Here is an 18617-nt window from a genome sequence, read left to right as displayed (position 1 = left end):
GGCATGTCGCATTCCGTCTTGCTTACGGCTTTGCCTTCCGGTCAATATCCCTTTGGTAACAACAAGCAAAAAACGACCATAAGGTCGAACCAACAGAGTGAGGAACTCAAATGTCCAACGAACTCGAATATCTGAGCCGGCGCGTTGCGTCCGGCAAGCTGAGCCGTCGTGATTTCCTCGGCCGCGCCGCAGCACTCGGCGTCACAGCGCCCTTCGCCAATATGCTGCTTTCCAGTGCGGCTCGCGCGGAAGGCCCGGTCAAGGGCGGCACGCTGAAGGCCGGCCTCGTAGGCGGCGAATCCACGAACAGCCTGGACCCGGCTTTGTTCATGACGCAAGTGCCGTTCGCCTTTGGCAAGATGTGGGGCGAGCTGATCGTCGAGCTGTCCCCGGAAGGCAAACTCGAGAACCGCATCGCCGAAGAGATCGGCTCGTCGGACGACGCCAAGGTGTGGACGCTGAAAATCCGCGACGGCGTCGAATTCCACAACGGCAAGACGGTGACCGCTGAGGATGTGGCGGCAACCCTCGAGCGCCATTCCGATGAAAAATCGAAGTCCGGCGCGCTGGGCTACATGAAGGGCATCGACAGCATCAAAGCCAGTGGCAAGGAAGTCGTCCTGACGCTGAAGGAGGCCAACGCCGACCTTCCCTATCTCCTCAGCGACTACCACCTCATCGTCCAGCCCAACGGCGGCAAGGACAAGGCGGATGCCGGCATCTCGGCAGGACCCTACAAGGTCACCACCAACGAGCCCGGCGTGCGCCATGGCGGCGAGCGCTTCGCCAATTACTGGCAGGCCGACAAGATGGGCCATGCCGACCAGATCGAGATCATCGTTATCAACGACGCGACCGCGCGCACGGCGGCCCTGCAGGGCGGCCAGGTCAACATGATCAACCGCGTCGAGCCGAAGATCGTCGACCTGATCAAGCGTGTACCGGGCGTCACCATCCGCAACCATGCCGGCCCCGGCCACTATGTCTTCATCATGCATTGCAACACCGCGCCCTTCGACAACAGCGACCTGCGCATGGCGCTGAAGCTCGCGATCGACCGTGAGGAGATGCTGAACAAGGTGCTGCGCGGCTACGGCTCGCTCGGCAACGACTTCCCGATCAATTCGTCCTATCCGCTGTTTTCCGAGATCGAGCAGCGCAAATATGATCCCGACAAGGCCAAGTTCCACTACAAGAAGTCGGGCCATGACGGCACCGTGCTGCTGCGCACCTCCGACGTCGCCTTCCCGGGCGCGGTCGACGCCTCGCAGCTCTTCCAGCAGAGCGCGGCCAAGGCCGGCATCAAGATCGAGCTCAAGCGCGAGCCCGGCGACGGCTACTGGAACGAGGTCTGGAACAAGCAGCCCTTCTGCGCCTCCTATTGGGGCGGCCGCTCGACCCAGGACCAGATGTACTCGACCGCCTATCTGTCGACTGCCGACTGGAACGACACCCGTTTCAAGCGTCCGGACTTCGACAAGCTGGTGCTAGCCGCACGCGCCGAACTCGACGAGACCAAGCGCAAGCAGATGTACCACGACATGGCCGTGCTGGTGCGCGACGAGGGCGGCCTGATCCTGCCGATGTTCAATCAGTTCATCGATGCGACAGGCGCCAAGGTCGGCGGCTGGGTAGACGATCCGCATCAGGAGCTGATGAACGGCTACGCGCTGGCGAAGTGCTGGCTCGAAGCCTGAGCCCGGCTTTGCGGATATGTCCTCACCCGTCGTGAAACTTGTGGCCCAGCGCGTTGCGCTGGGCATCGTCCTCTTGCTGGCCGTTTCGGTCCTGATCTTCGCCGGCACCCAGATCCTGCCCGGCGACGTCGCGCAAGCCATTCTCGGACAGTCGGCGACGCCGGAATCGCTCGCCAATTTGCGCGAGCAGCTCGGCCTCAATCAGCCGGCTTACATCAGGTATTTCCATTGGCTCGGCGGTGCACTCACCGGCGACCTCGGCACGGCGATGTCGAGCGGCCAGGATATCGCGACCTCGATCAAGGGGCGGCTGTGGAACACGCTGTTTCTCGCCTTCTGGGCGGCGGTCGTGGCCGTGCCGCTGGCGATCATCCTCGGCCTGATCGCCGTGCGTTACCGCAACGGTTGGGTCGACAAGCTGATCTCCGGCCTGGCGCTCGCCTCGACCTCCTTCCCGGAATTCTTCATCGGCTATGTGCTCGTCTACTTCTTTTCCGTGAAGTATCAATGGTTCCCGGCCATTTCCACGGTCTATGACGGCATGCCGTTCGGCGAGCGTATGCAGGCGATCGCGTTGCCGGCCGCCGCGCTGACGCTGGTTGTGCTGGCGCATATGATGCGCATGACCCGCGCGGCCATCCTCAACGTCATGCAGTCGGCCTATGTCGAGACGGCTGAACTGAAAGGCCTGTCGGCCTTCAACGTCATCCGCAAGCATGCTTTCCCCAACGCCATCGCGCCGATCATCAATGTCGTCATGCTCAACCTCGCCTACCTCATCGTCGGCGTCGTCGTGGTCGAGGTGATCTTCGTCTATCCCGGCATGGGGCAATATCTGGTCGACCACGTCACCAAGCGCGACGTGCCGGTGGTGCAGGCCGTCGGCCTGATCTTTGCCGCTGTCTACATCACTCTCAACATCATCGCGGACATCGGGGCGATTGTCGCCAATCCGCGCCTCAGACATCCGAAATAGGCGGCGGGCATGCTCGATATCAAACGCATCCCCATTCCCGCGCTGATTGGCATCGTACTGACGACGATGTTCGTCGTGGCGGCTGTCTTCGCGCCATGGATCGCACCACACGGCAATGCCGAGATTGTCAGCGACGTTCCTTGGGAACCGATGTCCGCAGCGCATTGGCTGGGCACCGACAATCTCGGCCGTGATCTTCTGTCGCGCATGATCTACGGCGCTCGCATCACGCTGTTCATTGCGGTGCTGGCAACCGCGCTGTCATTCTCGCTCGGCGCCATCCTCGGCTTTTCGGCGGCGGTGTTCGGCGGCTGGTTCGACACGCTGCTGTCGCGCCTTGTCGATCTGCTGATGTCGATCCCGACCTTGATCATGGCGCTCGTCGTGCTTTCGGTGCTGCCGACCAACCTGGTGACGCTGATCCTGGTGATGGGCGTCCTCGACTCGACCCGCGTCTACCGGCTGTCGCGCGCGGTGGCCGTCGACATCAACGTCATGGATTATGTCGAGGCCGCCAAGCTGCGGGGCGAAGGCAGCGGCTGGATCATCTTCCGCGAGATCCTGCCCAACGCGCTTTCGCCGCTGGTCTCGGAACTTGGTCTGCGCTTCATCTACGCGGTGCTGTTCTTGTCGACGCTGTCCTTTCTCGGGCTTGGCGTGCAACCGCCGGATGCCGACTGGGGCGGCATGGTCAAGGAGAACAAGGACGGCATCGTCTTCGGTATCGGGGCGGCACTCATTCCCGCCGCGGCGATCGCAGCACTGGCGATTTCGGTCAATCTGGTCGCCGACTGGGTGCTCAACCGCACGACAAGCCTGAAGGGAGGACGCGGGTGATGGCTGACACAAAAGCAAAGCCCGGCCTGCTGCTCGATATCCGCAATCTGCGCATCGAAGCGACAGTGTTTCCGCCCGGCGAGGCGCCGAAGAACATCGTTTTGGTCCACGATGTCTCGCTGACGCTGGAAAAGGGCAAGGTGCTCGGCCTGATCGGCGAGTCCGGCGCCGGCAAGTCGACCATCGGCCTGTCGTCGATGGGCTATGGCCGTGGCGGCGTGCGCATCACCGGCGGAGAGGTGCTGCTCAACGGCCGCGATATCCTCAAGGGCGGCAAGGAAGGTTTCCGCAAATTGCGCGGCCGCGAGGTCTGCTATGTCGCGCAGTCGGCGGCCGCCGCCTTCAACCCGGCGCACAAGCTGATGGACCAGGTGGTGGAAGCAACGCTGCTGCACGGCACGGCGACACGCGCCGAGGCAGAGAAACGTGCCGTGGCGTTGTTCAAGAAGCTCAGCCTGCCGAACCCCGAAACCATCGGCGAACGCTTCCCGCACCAGGTCTCCGGCGGCCAGTTGCAGCGCGTGATGACGGCGATGGCGCTGTGTTCGGAACCCGACCTGATCGTCTTCGACGAGCCGACCACGGCGCTCGACGTGACGACGCAGATCGACGTGCTGGCGGCGATCAAGGACGCCATCCGTGACACCCATGTCGCGGCGCTCTACATCACCCACGATCTTGCCGTCGTCGCCCAGGTCTCGGACGAGATCATGGTGCTGCGCCATGGCAGGTTGGTCGAATGGGGCGGCACCCGCCAGATCATCAAGGAGCCGCGCCAGGAATACACCAATGCGCTGGTCTCGGTGCATGAGATCGAGCATGCCGAGCAGAAGCCCGGCGCCGCGCCGTTCCTGTCGGTCAAGAACGTCACCGCCGCTTACGGCGGCAGCCACGTCAAGGTGCTGAAGAACGTCTCGGTCGACATCTATCCGGGACAGACGCTGGCGGTCGTCGGTGAATCCGGCTCTGGCAAGTCGACGCTGGCGCGCGCCATCACCGGGCTGTTGCCGCCCGAGGAAGGCACCGTCACCTTCGATGGCAGGCCGCTCGCCAACCGGCTTGCCGACCGGCCGAAGGAGGATCTGCGCCAGTTGCAGATGATCTATCAGATGGCCGACGTGGCGATGAACCCGCGCCAGACCGTCGGCACCATCATCGGCCGGCCGCTGGAATTCTACTTCGGCATACGCGGCCGCGAGCGCGACAAGCGCGTCGCCGAACTGCTCGACGAGATCGAGATGGGCAAGGGCTTTCTCGATCGTTATCCGGCCGAACTCTCCGGAGGCCAGAAACAGCGCGTCTGTATCGCCCGCTCGCTCGCCGCCAAGCCCAAGCTGATCATCTGCGACGAGGTGACATCGGCGCTCGACCCGCTGGTGGCCAACGGCATTCTCAAGCTGCTGCTCAACCTGCAGCAGCACGAGAAGGTCGCCTACCTCTTTATCACTCACGATCTGGCGACGGTGAAGTCGATCGCCGATTCGATCGCGGTGATGTACCGCGGCGAGGTGGTGCGCTACGGCGCCAAGAGCAAGGTGCTGACGCCGCCCTTCGACGCCTATACCGACCTGCTGCTGTCGTCCGTTCCCGAGATGGAGATCGGCTGGCTGGAAAAGGCGATCAAGGGACGGCGCATGGCGAGCGCGGGGAATTAGTAGGGAATTCGCGGCCTTTGTCGCGAAAACTTCCTTCAACGGCAAAAGCTTTCCGGAGCCGCCCATGGCGCTCAAGACCAAACTGCTGCTCATCATTCTCGATGGCGTGCCCTACCGGAACTGGCGCCGGCTGATGGGCAATCTCGAGGGCTGGGTGCAGTCGGGCGAGGCGCAGGTGTGGAAGATGCGCTCGGTGCTGCCGTCGACCTCGGCCTGCTGCTATGCCTCGATCCACACCGGGGTTTCGCCGCAGGAGCACGGCATCCTATCCAACGAGAACCGTTTTCTCGTCAACAAGCCGGATATTTTCTCCGAGGTCAGCAAGGCCGGCGGCAAGACCGGCGCAGTGACGCATTCCTACTGGTCCGAATTCTTCCGTTCCTATCCGTTCGATCTGGTCGAGGACATGGAGTATGACGAGCCCAACGGACCGATCGCGCATGGCCGCTTCCACACCATGACCGGCTACAATGCCCGCAACCAGATGACGCCGAGCGATGTCGACCTGTTTGCGACGCTGACCATGCTGACCCGGCGCCATGCCATCGACTACGGTATCCTGCACACCTGCACTCTGGATTCGATGGGCCACCGCTTCGGCCATGACTGCCACGAAATGGACCATGCCTGCTATGCGATGGACGGCATGCTGGCAGCCTTCCTGCCGGGCTGGCGGCAGGCCGGTTACGAGGTGATCGTAACCGCCGACCACGGCCAGACAGACCGCGGCCATCATGGCGGCCGTGACGATGAAATGCAGGATTTCGCGCTGTATTATTTCGGAGCCGGCAAAGGGCCGGATCCGGACACGCTGCTTGATCAACTGCAACTGGCGCCGACGGTGCTGAAGCGGCTGGGTGTGCCGGTGCCGGAGACCATGAAGGCTAAGCCGTTTTTGGGATGACGGAGGTCGTCGCTGAGCCGCCGTTCGCTACCCCTCTCCCCGTCACTATACGGGGAGAGGGTAAGGGTGAGGGGCAGCGCTAACATCAAAACAAATACCCCAACGCCGGCGCCGCCCCTCATGGCCCTGCCGGCACCTTCTCCCCGTATAGTGACGGGGAGAAGGGAGAGGCTCTGGCAACACTCCCTCTCTTCGGTTAGCTTCGCCAAAATTCCTTGGCGGAAGGATGAACCTTTTTGAACCTATCGGCGACAGAGCAGACAGGAGCCAGGCGGCTCGACCGGCCATGACGGCAGCGACCGAGACTGATCGCGCGCTTGTCGACCGGGTCGCGAAGGGCGACCGTGCCGCTGTTCGGCTGCTGTTCATGCGTCACCACGCGCGGGTCTACCGCTTCGTGGTGCGCCAGACGGGATCGGAAATGATGGCCGACGATATCGCAAACGAGGTCTTTCTCGAGCTGTGGCGCCAGGCGCCCGGTTTCGAAGGGCGCTCGGAAGTCTCGACATGGCTGCTCGGCATCGCCCGGTTCAAGGCGCTGTCGATGCTGCGCAAGAAAAAAGAAGACTGGATCGATGACGATGATGCGGCGCAGGTTCCCGATGGCGCCGACACGCCGGAAGTCGCCACCATGAAGGAAGACAAGGGCGCCGCCTTGCGGCGCTTCGTCGATGCCTTGCCGGAGGAACACCGCTCGGTGATCGACCTTGCCTATTACCATGGACAGTCGGTGACGGAGATCGGCGAGGTACTCGGCATCCCGGTCGCCACTGTCAAGACCCGAATGTTCTACGCCCGCAAGAAACTCGGCGAAGCCCTCAAGGCCGCCGGTTACGACAGGGGTGGCCATGAGCAATCCTGAAGACATGAGCGCCGCTGAAAAAATGTCGCGCCGTGACGAAATGGAAACGCTGCTGCCGTTCTACCTGAACGGCTCGCTGGAAGGCTCGGACCTCGAAGCCGTCGAGGAATGGCTGGTGTCCGATCCGGCGGCGATGGCGGCGCTTGGCGAGGCTGAGGCGGAATTCTCCGGCGCCACCGCCGCCAACGAGGCGATCCGGCCACCGGCCGATGCGCTCAGCCGCTTTGCCAGGGCGCTCGACGCCGAAGCCGGACCGGTCCGCGCTCCCGCGGGCCGTTCCTGGCTGGCGCAGGCACTCGGCCGTTTCATGGCGGTGCCGGTCGGTGTCGCCTGGGCGGCAGCGGCGGTGCTGCTGGCGTTGGTCGTGGTGCAGTCCTACGTGCAGACCGGCGGCAAGAGCCATGATTTCGAGATTGCCGGCGCCGAGGATGATCTGGCCAAACTGCCGTTCGCGCTGGTCAAGTTCAAGCCGGATGCGAAGATGTCCGACATCGCTGTTTTCCTCGACCAGAACGCGCTGAAGATCGCCGGCGGGCCGGCCGCCTCGGGCGTCTTCCGCATTGCCATCCCGGTCAAGACCGGAGCAGACTACACCAGGCTCGTCGGCCTTATTGCCGCCCAGCCGTTCGCGGAGACTGTGATCGAGGGAAGGAAACCGGTTGATGGCAGCTAGGGCGGTCATTCGATTTGCGGCGATCCTGGTGGCGGCGACGACAATCGTCGCCGTGCCGGCGTCGGCGCAGACCAATGATCCCAATGCCGGCCGGGCCGACTGCACCGACGCGGCCGGAGCGGCGGCTGCCGACTGCCCGAAAGACGGCAATGAGGCCAACGTCGGCGGCGAACCAGGCGCAGTTACCCTTCCGGCCCTGATCGTCGACCTGTTTCCCAACCCACCGGCTCCCGAAGCGCCCGTGCCGACGCCACGGCCGTCAGCGCCGCCTGCCGACACGCAGGCCGGGCCACCCGCCGGCGGGGCGATCGTTTCGCCGACCGATCTTGTCGCGACCGCGCCGCGCCGTGCCATCGCCGGCGAGTTCGTGCCCGACGAGGTGCTGGTGACCGTCGACGGCGATGCCGGCGCCGTCCAGCAGATCGCCGCCTCCTTCGGCCTTGAAGTGCGCTCGCAGCGCCAGTCGCGGCTGCTCGGCACCACACTGGTGCGCTTCGGCATTCCCGACGGCCGCCCGGTCGGCGCCGTGCTGGCGCAGCTGGCCGCCGATGGCCGCACCCTGCGGCGCGAGCCAAACCATATCTACTCGCTGCAGCAGGCGGCCGGCATCGTCAACTATGCCTTCGAGCGCATTCAGCTCGACAACAAGCAAGCCAGTGGCGAAAACGTGCGCATCGCCGTCATCGACACCGGCATAGACGACACCAATCCGGCGCTGTCCGGCGTCATTGCCGACCAGTTCGACGCCATGCCCAACGTGCCGGTCGAAAAGCGTGACCACGGTACCTCGGTCGACGGGCTGATCGCCGGCGTCGGCGCGCTCGAAGGCATGGCGCCCGGCGCCAGGATCTATCACGCCCGCGCCTTCGAGGACGGCAGGTCGACCATGGATGTCATCCTGTCGGCGCTCGACTGGGCGGCGGACCAGAATGTCAGCATCATCAATATGAGTTTCGTCGGCCCCAAGAACGATCTGCTCGCCACCGCCTGCCGCAATGCGCGCGGGCTCGGCATCATCCTGGTCGCTGCTGCCGGCAACAACGGGCCGAAAGCGCCCTATGGCTACCCCGCCGCCTATGACGGCGTGATCGCGGTCACCGCCACCGACGCCAGGGACGGGCTGATGCAGCAGGCCAATCGCGGCGCTTATGTCTTCATCTCGGCGCCCGGCGTCGAGATGGTGGCGCCGAGCGGCGCCGGCTCTGACGTCGTCACCGGCACCTCATTTGCCGCCGCGATCGTGTCCGGCGCAATCGCCAACCTGATCCACGCCTCACCCGAGCGCTCGGCCGACGATATCGAAAAGGCGCTGGCCGCCACCGCCAGGGATCTCGGTCCGAAGGGACGGGACAATGATTTCGGTTATGGCCTGCTGGATACGAAGGCGGCGGCGAACAAGTAAACCGGGCGAATTTCGCGCCACCCAATTCAGAGCGCCGGACCCAGCCGGACAGGGCTGCCATCATGGAAGCGCGACAGCCGGAAGCGGCTGAGGTCGTGCCCCGTCTGGTTTCCCTGGATCATGTCGGCAACGACGCGGCCTATGCCAGGCCCGATGCCGAAGCCGTGGCCGCTCATTCCCGTTGCGACGAAAAGGCTGCCGACTGCCTCAACCCGATCCACGACGGGGACGACGTCGGGCATGGCGTCGATCATGCCACCCCAGCCTGCCTTCAGGCGAACCCTCTCGAACTGCGGAAAGAGGTGCTTGAACTTGCGTTCTATCGAACGCAGACGGGCCGGTTCAGGGGCCGGGTCGAGCACCCGCATTCTCTCGAAAGGGCTGTGCGAATCCGGCGCCCAATCGCGCGGCGTCGACCAGGCATCGGGGTAACCTGACGGCGCGAACGGAAAGTAGCGTGTCCCCAGCGGATTGTCCCTCAGCGCAGGAAGATATTTGGTGGCGTGCCGGAAGGCGTCAGGTCCCAGGTAATGCAGATGGCTGCCGCCCGCGGCGAGCGTATACCCGCCATCCTGCCGGCGCCTGAAAGCGATGTGTTCGTCAGTCGCCGCACCTGCATAGATTTCAGCCAAGGGGTCCGTTGCGGCTGCGGTTACCCTGACGCTGAGCTGGGGGATGGAGACGCCGTGTCTTCTCAGGAACAAGGATGACCAGGCACCTCCCGCGACCAGCACGCTGGAGGCCTCGACATACCCCGCCTCGGTCCACACGCCCTTGATCTTGCCGCCTGAGATTTCGAGGGTTCGCGCCGCACAATTCTCGACGATTTTGACGCCTTTTCGCGCGGCGAGCCGGGCAAGTGCGGGCACCGCCAGCCAAGGCTCCGCCCGCATGTCGGAGGGCGTCGTCATCGCGCCCTTGAATTTGCGCGACATGCCTTTGATGAGTGCCGCGGTTTCGTCTGCATCCAGGAGACGGGTGTCGAGCGCATGCGTCGCAGCGATCTTCATGAATGCTTCGAAGCCGGCCATGTCCTTGTCGGTCTTCGCCAGGTAGGTCACACCTGTCTGGGTCAGGCCGATGTCCTCGCCGCATTCCTCAGCCAGTTGCCGCCACAGGCGAATAGCCTCTATGACGATGGGCAACTCGTCGGCGTCGCGTCCCTGCTTCCGGATCCAGCCCCAATTGCGGGACGACTGTTCGGCCGCAATGCGTCCTTTTTCCAGCAGCGTCACCGGGATGTTCCGCTGTGCCAGGAAAAGCGCCGTCGTCACACCGATGATGCCGCCACCGACAATGACCACCTCCGACGTTTTCGGCGGTGGGCCAGGATGCCGGATTGGATCCGTTTCGGAGAACGGGAATATGGGCAAGTGGCGCACCCTGAGGACTGGTTGATGGCTCTGGCTTACTGGTTGCCACCCACTCGAAGCCAAATCAAGGACAGGTCCAGGCAGACCGTTGTCCCAACGAAGTCAATCTATCTGCGGGCAACATCCACATGGGTGAACTTGCCCAGCGGAGCAATTGGATTAATCCCTAAACCGGCGCGCCGGCGACCGAGCCTCTCACCACCAGGTCGACAGGCCAGACCTCGCCTCGCGCCCCTTCTTCCAAGCCGGAAATGCGCGCTGCCAGGCGTTCGGCGATGCGGGCGCCGGCGAGGCGGATCGACGAGCGCGTCGTCGACAGCGGCACGGAAAAATTCTCCGGCTTCAGCCATGGAAAGACGTCGTCATGGGCAATCAACGACAGGTCGCCGGGAATGGTCAGGCCAAGGTCGCGCACCGCGCGCACGACGCCGAGCGACATGATCAGGCTGGAGCAGGCGATCGCCGTCGGCCGCTCGCTCTGTTCGAGCAGGCGCCTGGCGGCGCGGTAGCCGTTCTCCTCGGTCATGGTGAGTGAACAGACATGGCGCTCGCCGAGCGTCAGGCCGCTCGCGGCCAGCGCCCTGCGCATGCCGCGCTCGCGGTGGATGGCGAAGGTCTCGCGGTCGTCGCCATTGATCAGCGCCAGCCGCCGGTGGCCGAGCTGAACCAGCAGCCGGGCGGCGTCGTGGAAGCCGCCCTCATTGTCGATGTCGGTGAAGGGGTAGTCGAAATCGAAGCCTTCGCTGCGGCCATGGACGATGAAGGGAATGCCGAGCGTGTTGACCAGCGCCACCCGCCGGTCGGCCGGGCGCGGCGAGGAGATGTAAACGGCGTCGACCTGGCGGTTGGCGACGATGCGGCGATAGGTGGTTTCCTGGTCGTCGGCATCGGCCGGCGACAGCACCAGGTCGAGCTCGTGCGAGCGGGCATAGTCGCCGAGACCCGACAGGAACTCGACGAAATGCGGGTCGATGTCGACGGAGGCGCCCGTCGGCAGCACATACCCGATCATGCCCGTCTTGCCGGTCGCCAGCCGGCGCGCGCTCGGGTTGGGCCGGTAGCCGTGGCGCTTGGCGGCATCCACCACACGCCGGCGGGTTTCCTCGTTGACCTCGGGATAGCCGTTGAGCGCACGGCTTACCGTTGTCTGCGACAGGGCCAGCATATGAGAGAGCTGCTTCAGGTTCACTGGGAGGCCTCCAAGCCTCAAAGCGCTTTTAATTTTGAAGCCACGCGGCGCCACAATGGGCGCGGCCGAACTGGTCGACCATACGCACTGGTCCGGCCAGTTTGAAGCTTAATACGGTGCTGCACCGCCGTAAAACTGTGCTGCAGTGCACTTTACCAAGTCTTGCGGCCCGCAATTAAATCGATTAGCCCACCGCCCTCTTGACTTCCAGCCGATTCAATGGCGAGATCAAAAAGACCAAAGCGCTTTGGAAGACTCTTCGAAAGGTTGCGGTTCCTTTCTGAACGAGTCACAGTCCTGCAGCGTCGGCGGGCGGAATGGAGGTTCCGCCCGGGTGTATGTGTCCACACTGGGAGGAATACCGATGAAGAAGATGCTTCTGCTTGGCGCAGCGTTTGCCACACTCGCCTTGTCCCTGCCGGCGCAAGCCGAACTGAAGTTCAAGCCCGGGGAAGACAAGCGCTTCAACTGGGCCAATTACGAAGAGCTGAAGAAGGTCGATCTCAAGGGCGAGACGCTGACCATCTTCGGGCCCTGGCGCGGCGAGGACGAAGGCCTCATTCGCACTGTTCTCGAATATTTTCAGGAAGCCACCGGCGCCGAGATCAAATACTCCTCGTCGGAAAATTACGAACAGCAGATCGTCATCGATACCCAGGCCGGCAGCCCGCCCAATATCGCCGTACTGCCGCAGCCGGGCCTGATCCAGGATCTGGCGTCCAAGGGCCTTTTGACGCCGCTGGGCGACGACACCGCCAAATGGATCAAGGACAATTACGGCGCCGGCCAGTCATGGGTCGATCTCGGCACCTTCAAGGACAAGGACGGCAAGCCGGGCTTCTTCGCCTTCCCCTACAAGGCCGACGTGAAATCGCTGGTCTGGTATTCGCCCGACAATTTCGAGGAAGCCGGCTACAAGGTTCCCAAGACCCAGGAAGAGCTCGCCGACCTCGAGAAGAAGATCATCGCCGACGGCGGCACGCCGTGGTGCATCGGCCTCGGCTCAGGCGGCGCTACCGGCTGGCCGGCGACCGACTGGGTCGAAGACATCATGCTGCGCACCCAGACGCCCGACGTGTATGACAAGTGGGTAAAGAACGAGATCCCGTTCAACGATCCGGCGGTGGTCAACGCCATCGACATTTTCGGCAAGATCGCGACCGACGACAAGATGGTCGACGGTGGGGCCAAGGCGGTTGCCGCGACCGACTTCCGCGACAGCCCGAAGGGCCTCTTCTCGGTGCCGCCGAAATGCTACCTGCACCATCAGGCATCGTTCATCCCGACCTTCTTCCCGGAAGGCACAAAGGTTGGACAGGACGCCGACTTCTTCTACTTCCCGCCCTATGCATCCAAGCCCGAGCTGGGCACGCCTGTGCTCGGCGCCGGCACGCTGGCCATGATCACCAAGGATTCGAAGGGTGCACGCGCGTTCATCGAATTCCTGAAAATGCCGCTGGCACATGAAATCTGGATGGCCCAGGGCGGCTTCGTCACGCCGCTCAAGTCGGTCAACAAGGATGCCTATGCCAGCGACGCGCTGAAGAAGCAGGGCGATATCCTCGCCAATGCCTCGACCTTCCGCTTCGACGGTTCGGACCTGATGCCGGGCAAGATCGGCGCCGGCGCCTTCTGGACCGGCATGATCGATCTGGTCGGCGGCAAGTCGGCGCAGGATGTCGCCACCGACATCCAGAAGAGCTGGGACGCTATCAAGTAGTCAGCTGGCAAGTAGTCAGCTGGCAAGCAGTCAGCTGGCAAGTAACCACTGCCAAGTGTTCAGCCGCTTTGGCGGCAAATTCAGGACTTCCTCCACAGACTGGATCCGGGCCGCTATGGCCCGGATCCGACCGGCGCCTTACGCCGGACCGATTTGCGTTCGTTCGTTTCAGAATAACTTAAATCGGCGCAGAGCCACATCGCCAGGGCTGTTCAAGGCCCGGCCGATCATGCGCAGGGAAGAGGGACCCATGGCTGCTCAGATCTTATCGGCCATTTTTGTCATCATCATCGGCGTCGGCGGCTGCGTCGCCTATTTCTGGGGCGCCAACAAGCTGGTCGACCTGATATTCCCGTCGCGCGGCGTGGCCGGGGCTGCGGCCATCGACAATCTGCGCCGGCAAGGACTGGTCCGTCCGTGGCTGTTCGTCGGCCCGGCGATGATCATCCTCACCGTCTACCTGATCTATCCGGTGGTGGCGACGCTCTGGCTGTCCTTCCTCGACCGCGGCGGCCAGCATTTTGTCGGCTTCGCCAACTATGAATGGGCGTTCGGCGACCGCGAGTTCCGCAACTCGATCCTGAATAACATCATCTGGCTCGCGGTGGTGCCCGCCGCCTGCACCTTTCTAGGGCTGATAATCGCCGTGCTCACTGACAAGATCTGGTGGGGCACGATCGCCAAGAGCCTGATTTTCCTGCCGCTGGCGATCTCCTTCGTCGGCGCCAGCGTGATCTGGAAATTCATCTACGAATATCGCGGCGAGGGCCAGACGCAGATCGGTCTGCTCAACGCCATCATCCAGTATTTCGGCGGTCAGCCGCAGGTCTGGATATCGCTGCCGTTCTGGAACAATTTCTTCCTGATGATCATCCTGATCTGGATCCAGACCGGCTTTGCCATGGTCATCCTGTCTTCGGCGTTGCGCGGCATCCCCGAAGAGACGCTTGAAGCCGCGGTCATCGACGGCGCCAATCCGTTCCAGATCTTCTGGAAGATCATGGTGCCGCAGATCTGGGGCACCATCGCCGTGGTCTGGACGACGATCACCATCCTGGTGCTGAAAGTGTTCGACATCGTGCTGACCATGACCAATGGCCAGTGGAACAGCCAGGTGCTGGCCAATCTGATGTTCGACTGGATGTTCCGCGGCGGCGGCGATTTCGGCCGCGGCGCCACCATCGCCATCATCATCATGATCGCGGTCATCCCGATCATGGTCTGGAACATCCGCCAGGCGAACAAAGAGACGGGAGGACATTGAGATGGCCGTCGCGACCGGAAAGTCCTTTGCCAGCCGCTTCGGCGTCCACATCGCCGTGCTCGTCTTCGTCGCCATCTGGACCGTGCCGACGCTCGGCATCCTGGTCTCGTCGCTGCGCGACAAGGACCAGATCATCGCCTCGGGCTGGTGGAACTCGTTCTCCAGCTCCAGCCAGACCGAAGCCGGCCGCCTGCCGCCGGCCTCGGCGCAGGTCGAGAAGGACGGCAAGTTCGTGCTTGCCGGCAATATCTTCGGCGACGGTGCTGCGCGCGACATCAGCGCCTTCGGCGTCAAATCGGCGGCGCCGACGCAATATCCGGCCGGCACCACTGCCGATCTCGGCGACGGCGTGACCTTGCAGCTCAATGCCGACGGCACGTTCGTCATGAGTTCGCCCAAGGCTTTCGAAGGCGACCGTGGCCAGCGCGTCTATTACGCCTCGTCGGCGCCGCCGAAATTCACCACCGACAATTACCAGACCGTGCTGTTTTCGGAGGGCATCGGCCGCTCGTTCATAAACTCGCTGACCGTCACCATCCCCGCGACGGTCATCCCGATCCTGATCGCCGCCTTCGCCGCCTATGCATTGGCGTGGATGCGTTTTCCCGGCCGCGCCTTGCTGATCGCCACAATCATCGGCCTGCTGGTCGTGCCGCTGCAGATGTCCTTGATCCCGCTTTTGAAAATCTACAACGGCGTCGGCATCTTCTTCGGTGTGCCGTCGAAAACCTATCTCGGCATCTGGCTGGCGCATACCGGCTTCGGCCTGCCCTTCGCCATCTATCTCCTGCGCAGCTATATTGCCGGCCTGCCGCGCGAGATCATGGAATCGGCGCGCATCGACGGCGCCAGCGATTTCGAAATCTTCGTCAAGATCGTGCTGCCGCTGTCCTTCCCGGTGCTGGCGTCCTTTGCGATCTTCCAGTTCCTGTGGGTGTGGAACGATTTGTTGGTGGCAATGGTTTTCCTCGGTACCGAAGGGGATCAGATCGTGCTGACCGCGAAGCTCAACGCACTGCTCGGCTCGCGCGGCGGCGACTGGGAAATCCTGACGACATCGGCCTTCGTCACCATTATCGTGCCGCTGATCGTGTTCTTCTCGCTGCAGCGCTATTTCGTCCGCGGGCTGCTGGCCGGCTCGGTCAAAGGAGGTTGAGACTTATGCAAGCCGCTTTGAAGGCGACCTCGAAGCCCGATCTCGCCGTCGATCGCGACTGGTGGCGGGGCGCGGTGATCTACCAGATCTATCCGCGCTCCTATCAGGACTCCAATGGCGACGGCATCGGCGACCTCAAGGGCATCATCCGCAGGCTGCCCTACATCGCCTCGCTCGGCGTCGACGCCATCTGGATTTCGCCCTTCTTCAAGTCGCCGATGAAGGATTTCGGCTACGACGTCTCGGACTATTGCGACGTCGACCCGATGTTCGGGACGCTCGCCGATTTCGACGCGCTGGTTGCGGAAGCCCATCACCTCGGCCTCAAGGTGATGATCGACGAGGTGCTGTCGCACACCGCCGACAACCATCCATGGTTCAAGGAGAGCCGCGCCAGCCGTAGCAATCCCAAGGCCGACTGGTATGTCTGGGCCGACGCCAGGCCGGACGGCACGCCGCCCAACAACTGGCTGTCGATCTTCGGCGGCTCGGCCTGGCAGTGGGACACCAGCCGCCAGCAATATTATCTGCATAATTTCCTGTCCGAGCAGCCGGACCTCAACTTCCACAATCTGGAAGTCCAGGACGCGCTGCTCGACGTCACCCGCTTCTGGCTGGAGCGCGGCGTCGACGGCTTCCGCCTCGACACCATCAATTTCTACTTCCACAGCCAGGGGCTGGAGAACAATCCGCCGCTGCCGCCCGAAGAGCGCAACGACCAGACAGCACCTGCGGTCAATCCCTACAACTACCAGGACCATATCTACGACAAGAGCCGGCCGGAAAACCTTGCCTTCCTCGAACGGTTCCGGGCGCTGCTCGACGAATATCCGGCGGCCGCCGCGGTCGGCGAAGTCGGCGATTCGCAGCGTGGGCTGGAAGTGGTCGCCGCCTACACCGCCGGCGGCAAACGCGTCCACATGTGCTATTCCTTCGATTTCCTGGCGCCGGAAAAGATCAGCGCCGCCAAGGTGCGCCAGGTGCTGGAAGCCTTCGGCAAGGTCGCCAGCGACGGCTGGTCGTGCTGGGCCTTTTCCAACCACGACGTGATGCGTCCGGCCTCGCGCTGGGCCGCCGACGAGGCCGACCCGGCCGCCTATCTGAAGGTTATCTCGGCGCTGCTGATGTCGCTGCGCGGTTCGGTCTGCCTCTATCAGGGAGAGGAGCTTGGGCTTGGCGAAGCCGAGTTGCAGTTCGAGGATCTGCAGGACCCCTACGGCATTCGCTTCTGGCCCGAATTCAAGGGCCGCGACGGCTGCCGCACGCCGATGGTGTGGGATGCAACCGCCAGCAATGCCGGCTTTTCGACGGCCAAGCCCTGGCTGCCGGTGCCGGGCAAGCATTTGTCGCAAGCGGTCAATGTTCAGCAGGGCGACGCGGCCTCGCTGCTCGAGCACTACCGGCGCTTTCTCGGTTTCCGCCGCCAGCATCCGGCCCTGGCCAAGGGCGACATCGAGTTCATCGAAAGCGAGGGCGACACCGTCGCCTTCACCCGCCGTGAGGGCAATGAGCAGATCGTCTGCATCTTCAATCTGGCCAGTAAGCCGGCCGAGGTCGATTTCGGCGGCCAGGCGCTGCAACCGTTGGCCGGGCACGGTTTTTCGGGACAATCCGGCACAGGTTCCATCCGCCTCGGCGGCTACGGCGCCTGGTTCGGGCGCATCGACTGAGTTTTTGACGAAACTGGATTTTTTGAGGAAATCCAGGTTCTCTAGGGAAATCACTGGGAGGAAATTATGGCCGATGTCACGCTGAGACAGGTGAAGAAATCATACGGCAATCTGCACATTCTCCACGGCATCGACCTCGACATAAAGTCGGGCGAGTTCATCGTCTTCGTCGGCCCGTCGGGTTGCGGCAAGTCGACCTTGCTGCGGTCCATCGCCGGGCTTGAGGAGATCACCTCCGGCGAGCTGAAGATCGCCGGCGAGGTGGTGAACGACGTGCCGCCTTCCAAGCGCGGCATCGCCATGGTGTTCCAGTCCTATGCGCTCTATCCGCACATGACCGTCTACGACAACATGGCCTTCTCGATGAAGATCGGCAAGGAAAGCAAGGCCGAGATCGACAAGCGGGTGCGGCAGGCCGCCGAGATCCTGCAGCTGACCAAATATCTCGACCGTCTGCCCAAGGCGATGTCGGGCGGCCAGCGCCAGCGTGTCGCCATCGGCCGCGCCATCGTGCGCAATCCGAAAGTGTTCCTGTTCGACGAGCCGCTGTCGAATCTCGACGCGGCGCTGCGCGTCGCGACCCGCATCGAGATCGCCAAGCTCAAGGAATCGATGCCTGCCACGACCATGATCTACGTCACCCACGATCAGGTCGAAGCGATGACGCTCGCCGACCGCATCGTCGTGCTGAAGGATGGCCATATTGAGCAGGTCGGCACGCCGATGGACCTCTACAAGAAGCCCGGCAATCTGTTCGTTGCCCAGTTCATCGGCTCGCCGGCCATGAACATCCTGCCGGCGACAATCGACAGGACGGGCAACCCGACAATCGTCAGCCATGTCGGCGGCCGCAAGGCAACGGTGCCGATCGCAACGCCGGCGTCAGCAAAGGGTGCGGCAGTCAGCTTCGGCGTGCGGCCGGAGGATCTGTCGGCCGCCACCGGCGCGGAATATCTTTTCGAGGGCGTGGTGGACTATGTCGAGCAACTCGGCGAGGTGCAGCTTGTCTATGTCGATATCGGCCGCGCTGACCTGCCGTTGGTGACCAAGCTGCCCGGCAATGTCGAGGTCAAGCGCGGGGCAAAGCTGCGACTGACCGCGGATGCCGGGGACCTGCACATCTTCGACGCCGATGGGCACTCCTTCTCGCTCAAGCCGGTGGAAGTGAAGGCGGCTTGAGATAGCTGCGTCGTACAGGCATGAAAAAAGAGCGGCGGGCCAGGCCCGCCGCTCTTTTTA

At 63.2% G+C, this 18617-nt stretch carries 15 protein-coding genes; 13 read left to right on the top strand and 2 right to left on the bottom strand.

Annotated features, from left to right (window positions below; all coding sequences use genetic code 11):
* The first annotated feature begins 110 nt into the window (after positions 1 to 110).
* The 8 genes from NLY33_RS03325 to NLY33_RS03290 all read left to right on the top strand — a co-directional run bounded on the left by NLY33_RS03325 (position 111) and on the right by NLY33_RS03290 (position 9006).
* Entirely contained in the window at positions 111 to 1697 is a 1587-nt protein-coding gene (locus NLY33_RS03325) for an ABC transporter substrate-binding protein (RefSeq protein ID WP_023671387.1), read from the top strand.
* A 16-nt stretch (positions 1698 to 1713) separates the two neighbouring features.
* The gene (locus tag NLY33_RS03320; RefSeq protein ID WP_023703638.1) at positions 1714 to 2673 is read left to right on the top strand and encodes an ABC transporter permease; all 960 of its coding nucleotides are present in this window, start codon (positions 1714 to 1716) and stop codon (positions 2671 to 2673) included.
* A 9-nt stretch (positions 2674 to 2682) separates the two neighbouring features.
* Positions 2683 to 3510: an ABC transporter permease gene (locus NLY33_RS03315; RefSeq protein ID WP_023703637.1), complete on the top strand. Its 828-nt coding sequence runs from the start codon at positions 2683 to 2685 to the stop codon at positions 3508 to 3510.
* A complete protein-coding gene (locus NLY33_RS03310) occupies positions 3510 to 5165 on the top strand; it encodes an ABC transporter ATP-binding protein (RefSeq protein ID WP_023695964.1) in 1656 nt (551 codons plus the stop codon). Before NLY33_RS03315 ends, NLY33_RS03310 begins: the two co-directional genes overlap by 1 nt.
* 64 nt (positions 5166 to 5229) lie before the next feature.
* Entirely contained in the window at positions 5230 to 6069 is an 840-nt protein-coding gene (locus tag NLY33_RS03305) for an alkaline phosphatase family protein (RefSeq protein WP_023683484.1), read from the top strand.
* Between the two features lie 286 nt (positions 6070 to 6355).
* Positions 6356 to 6931 carry a sigma-70 family RNA polymerase sigma factor gene (locus tag NLY33_RS03300; protein ID WP_286439496.1) on the top strand — a complete coding sequence of 192 codons (576 nt, stop codon included), beginning with the start codon at positions 6356 to 6358 and terminating at the stop codon, positions 6929 to 6931.
* Between the two features lie 4 nt (positions 6932 to 6935).
* Complete coding sequence (locus NLY33_RS03295) at positions 6936 to 7604, top strand: hypothetical protein (protein WP_023707782.1); 669 nt, start codon at positions 6936 to 6938, stop codon at positions 7602 to 7604.
* Entirely contained in the window at positions 7594 to 9006 is a 1413-nt protein-coding gene (locus tag NLY33_RS03290) for a S8 family serine peptidase (RefSeq protein WP_023703635.1), read from the top strand. Before NLY33_RS03295 ends, NLY33_RS03290 begins: the two co-directional genes overlap by 11 nt.
* A gap of 26 nt (positions 9007 to 9032) precedes the next feature.
* Here the strand turns inward: NLY33_RS03290 and NLY33_RS03285 are convergent, their stop codons facing one another.
* Positions 9033 to 10379, bottom strand: coding sequence for an NAD(P)/FAD-dependent oxidoreductase (locus NLY33_RS03285; RefSeq protein ID WP_023703634.1), 1347 nt, complete (start codon positions 10377 to 10379; stop codon positions 9033 to 9035).
* 166 nt (positions 10380 to 10545) lie between these two features.
* Entirely contained in the window at positions 10546 to 11568 is a 1023-nt protein-coding gene (locus NLY33_RS03280; RefSeq protein ID WP_023684299.1) for a substrate-binding domain-containing protein, read from the bottom strand.
* 364 nt (positions 11569 to 11932) lie between these two features.
* Between NLY33_RS03280 and NLY33_RS03275 the strand changes: the two genes are divergently transcribed.
* The 5 genes from NLY33_RS03275 (at position 11933) to NLY33_RS03255 (ending at position 18557) form a co-directional block, all read left to right on the top strand.
* On the top strand, positions 11933 to 13288 hold the full coding sequence (locus NLY33_RS03275; protein ID WP_023690253.1) for an ABC transporter substrate-binding protein: 1356 nt from the start codon (positions 11933 to 11935) through the stop codon (positions 13286 to 13288).
* Between the two features lie 250 nt (positions 13289 to 13538).
* Complete coding sequence (locus NLY33_RS03270) at positions 13539 to 14552, top strand: carbohydrate ABC transporter permease (RefSeq protein WP_023668891.1); 1014 nt, start codon at positions 13539 to 13541, stop codon at positions 14550 to 14552.
* A 1-nt stretch (position 14553) separates the two neighbouring features.
* The gene (locus tag NLY33_RS03265; RefSeq protein ID WP_023703632.1) at positions 14554 to 15708 is read left to right on the top strand and encodes a carbohydrate ABC transporter permease; all 1155 of its coding nucleotides are present in this window, start codon (positions 14554 to 14556) and stop codon (positions 15706 to 15708) included.
* Between the two features lie 5 nt (positions 15709 to 15713).
* Positions 15714 to 17378: a beta-galactosidase BglA gene (gene bglA, locus NLY33_RS03260; protein ID WP_031196288.1), complete on the top strand. Its 1665-nt coding sequence runs from the start codon at positions 15714 to 15716 to the stop codon at positions 17376 to 17378.
* Between the two features lie 66 nt (positions 17379 to 17444).
* Positions 17445 to 18557 carry an ABC transporter ATP-binding protein gene (locus NLY33_RS03255; RefSeq protein WP_023668888.1) on the top strand — a complete coding sequence of 371 codons (1113 nt, stop codon included), beginning with the start codon at positions 17445 to 17447 and terminating at the stop codon, positions 18555 to 18557.
* The last annotated feature ends 60 nt before the right edge of the window (positions 18558 to 18617 follow it).

The organism is Mesorhizobium sp. C432A (assembly GCF_030323145.1).
Classification (GTDB): domain Bacteria; phylum Pseudomonadota; class Alphaproteobacteria; order Rhizobiales; family Rhizobiaceae; genus Mesorhizobium.
This window is presented reverse-complemented; position numbering and strand designations above follow the sequence as displayed.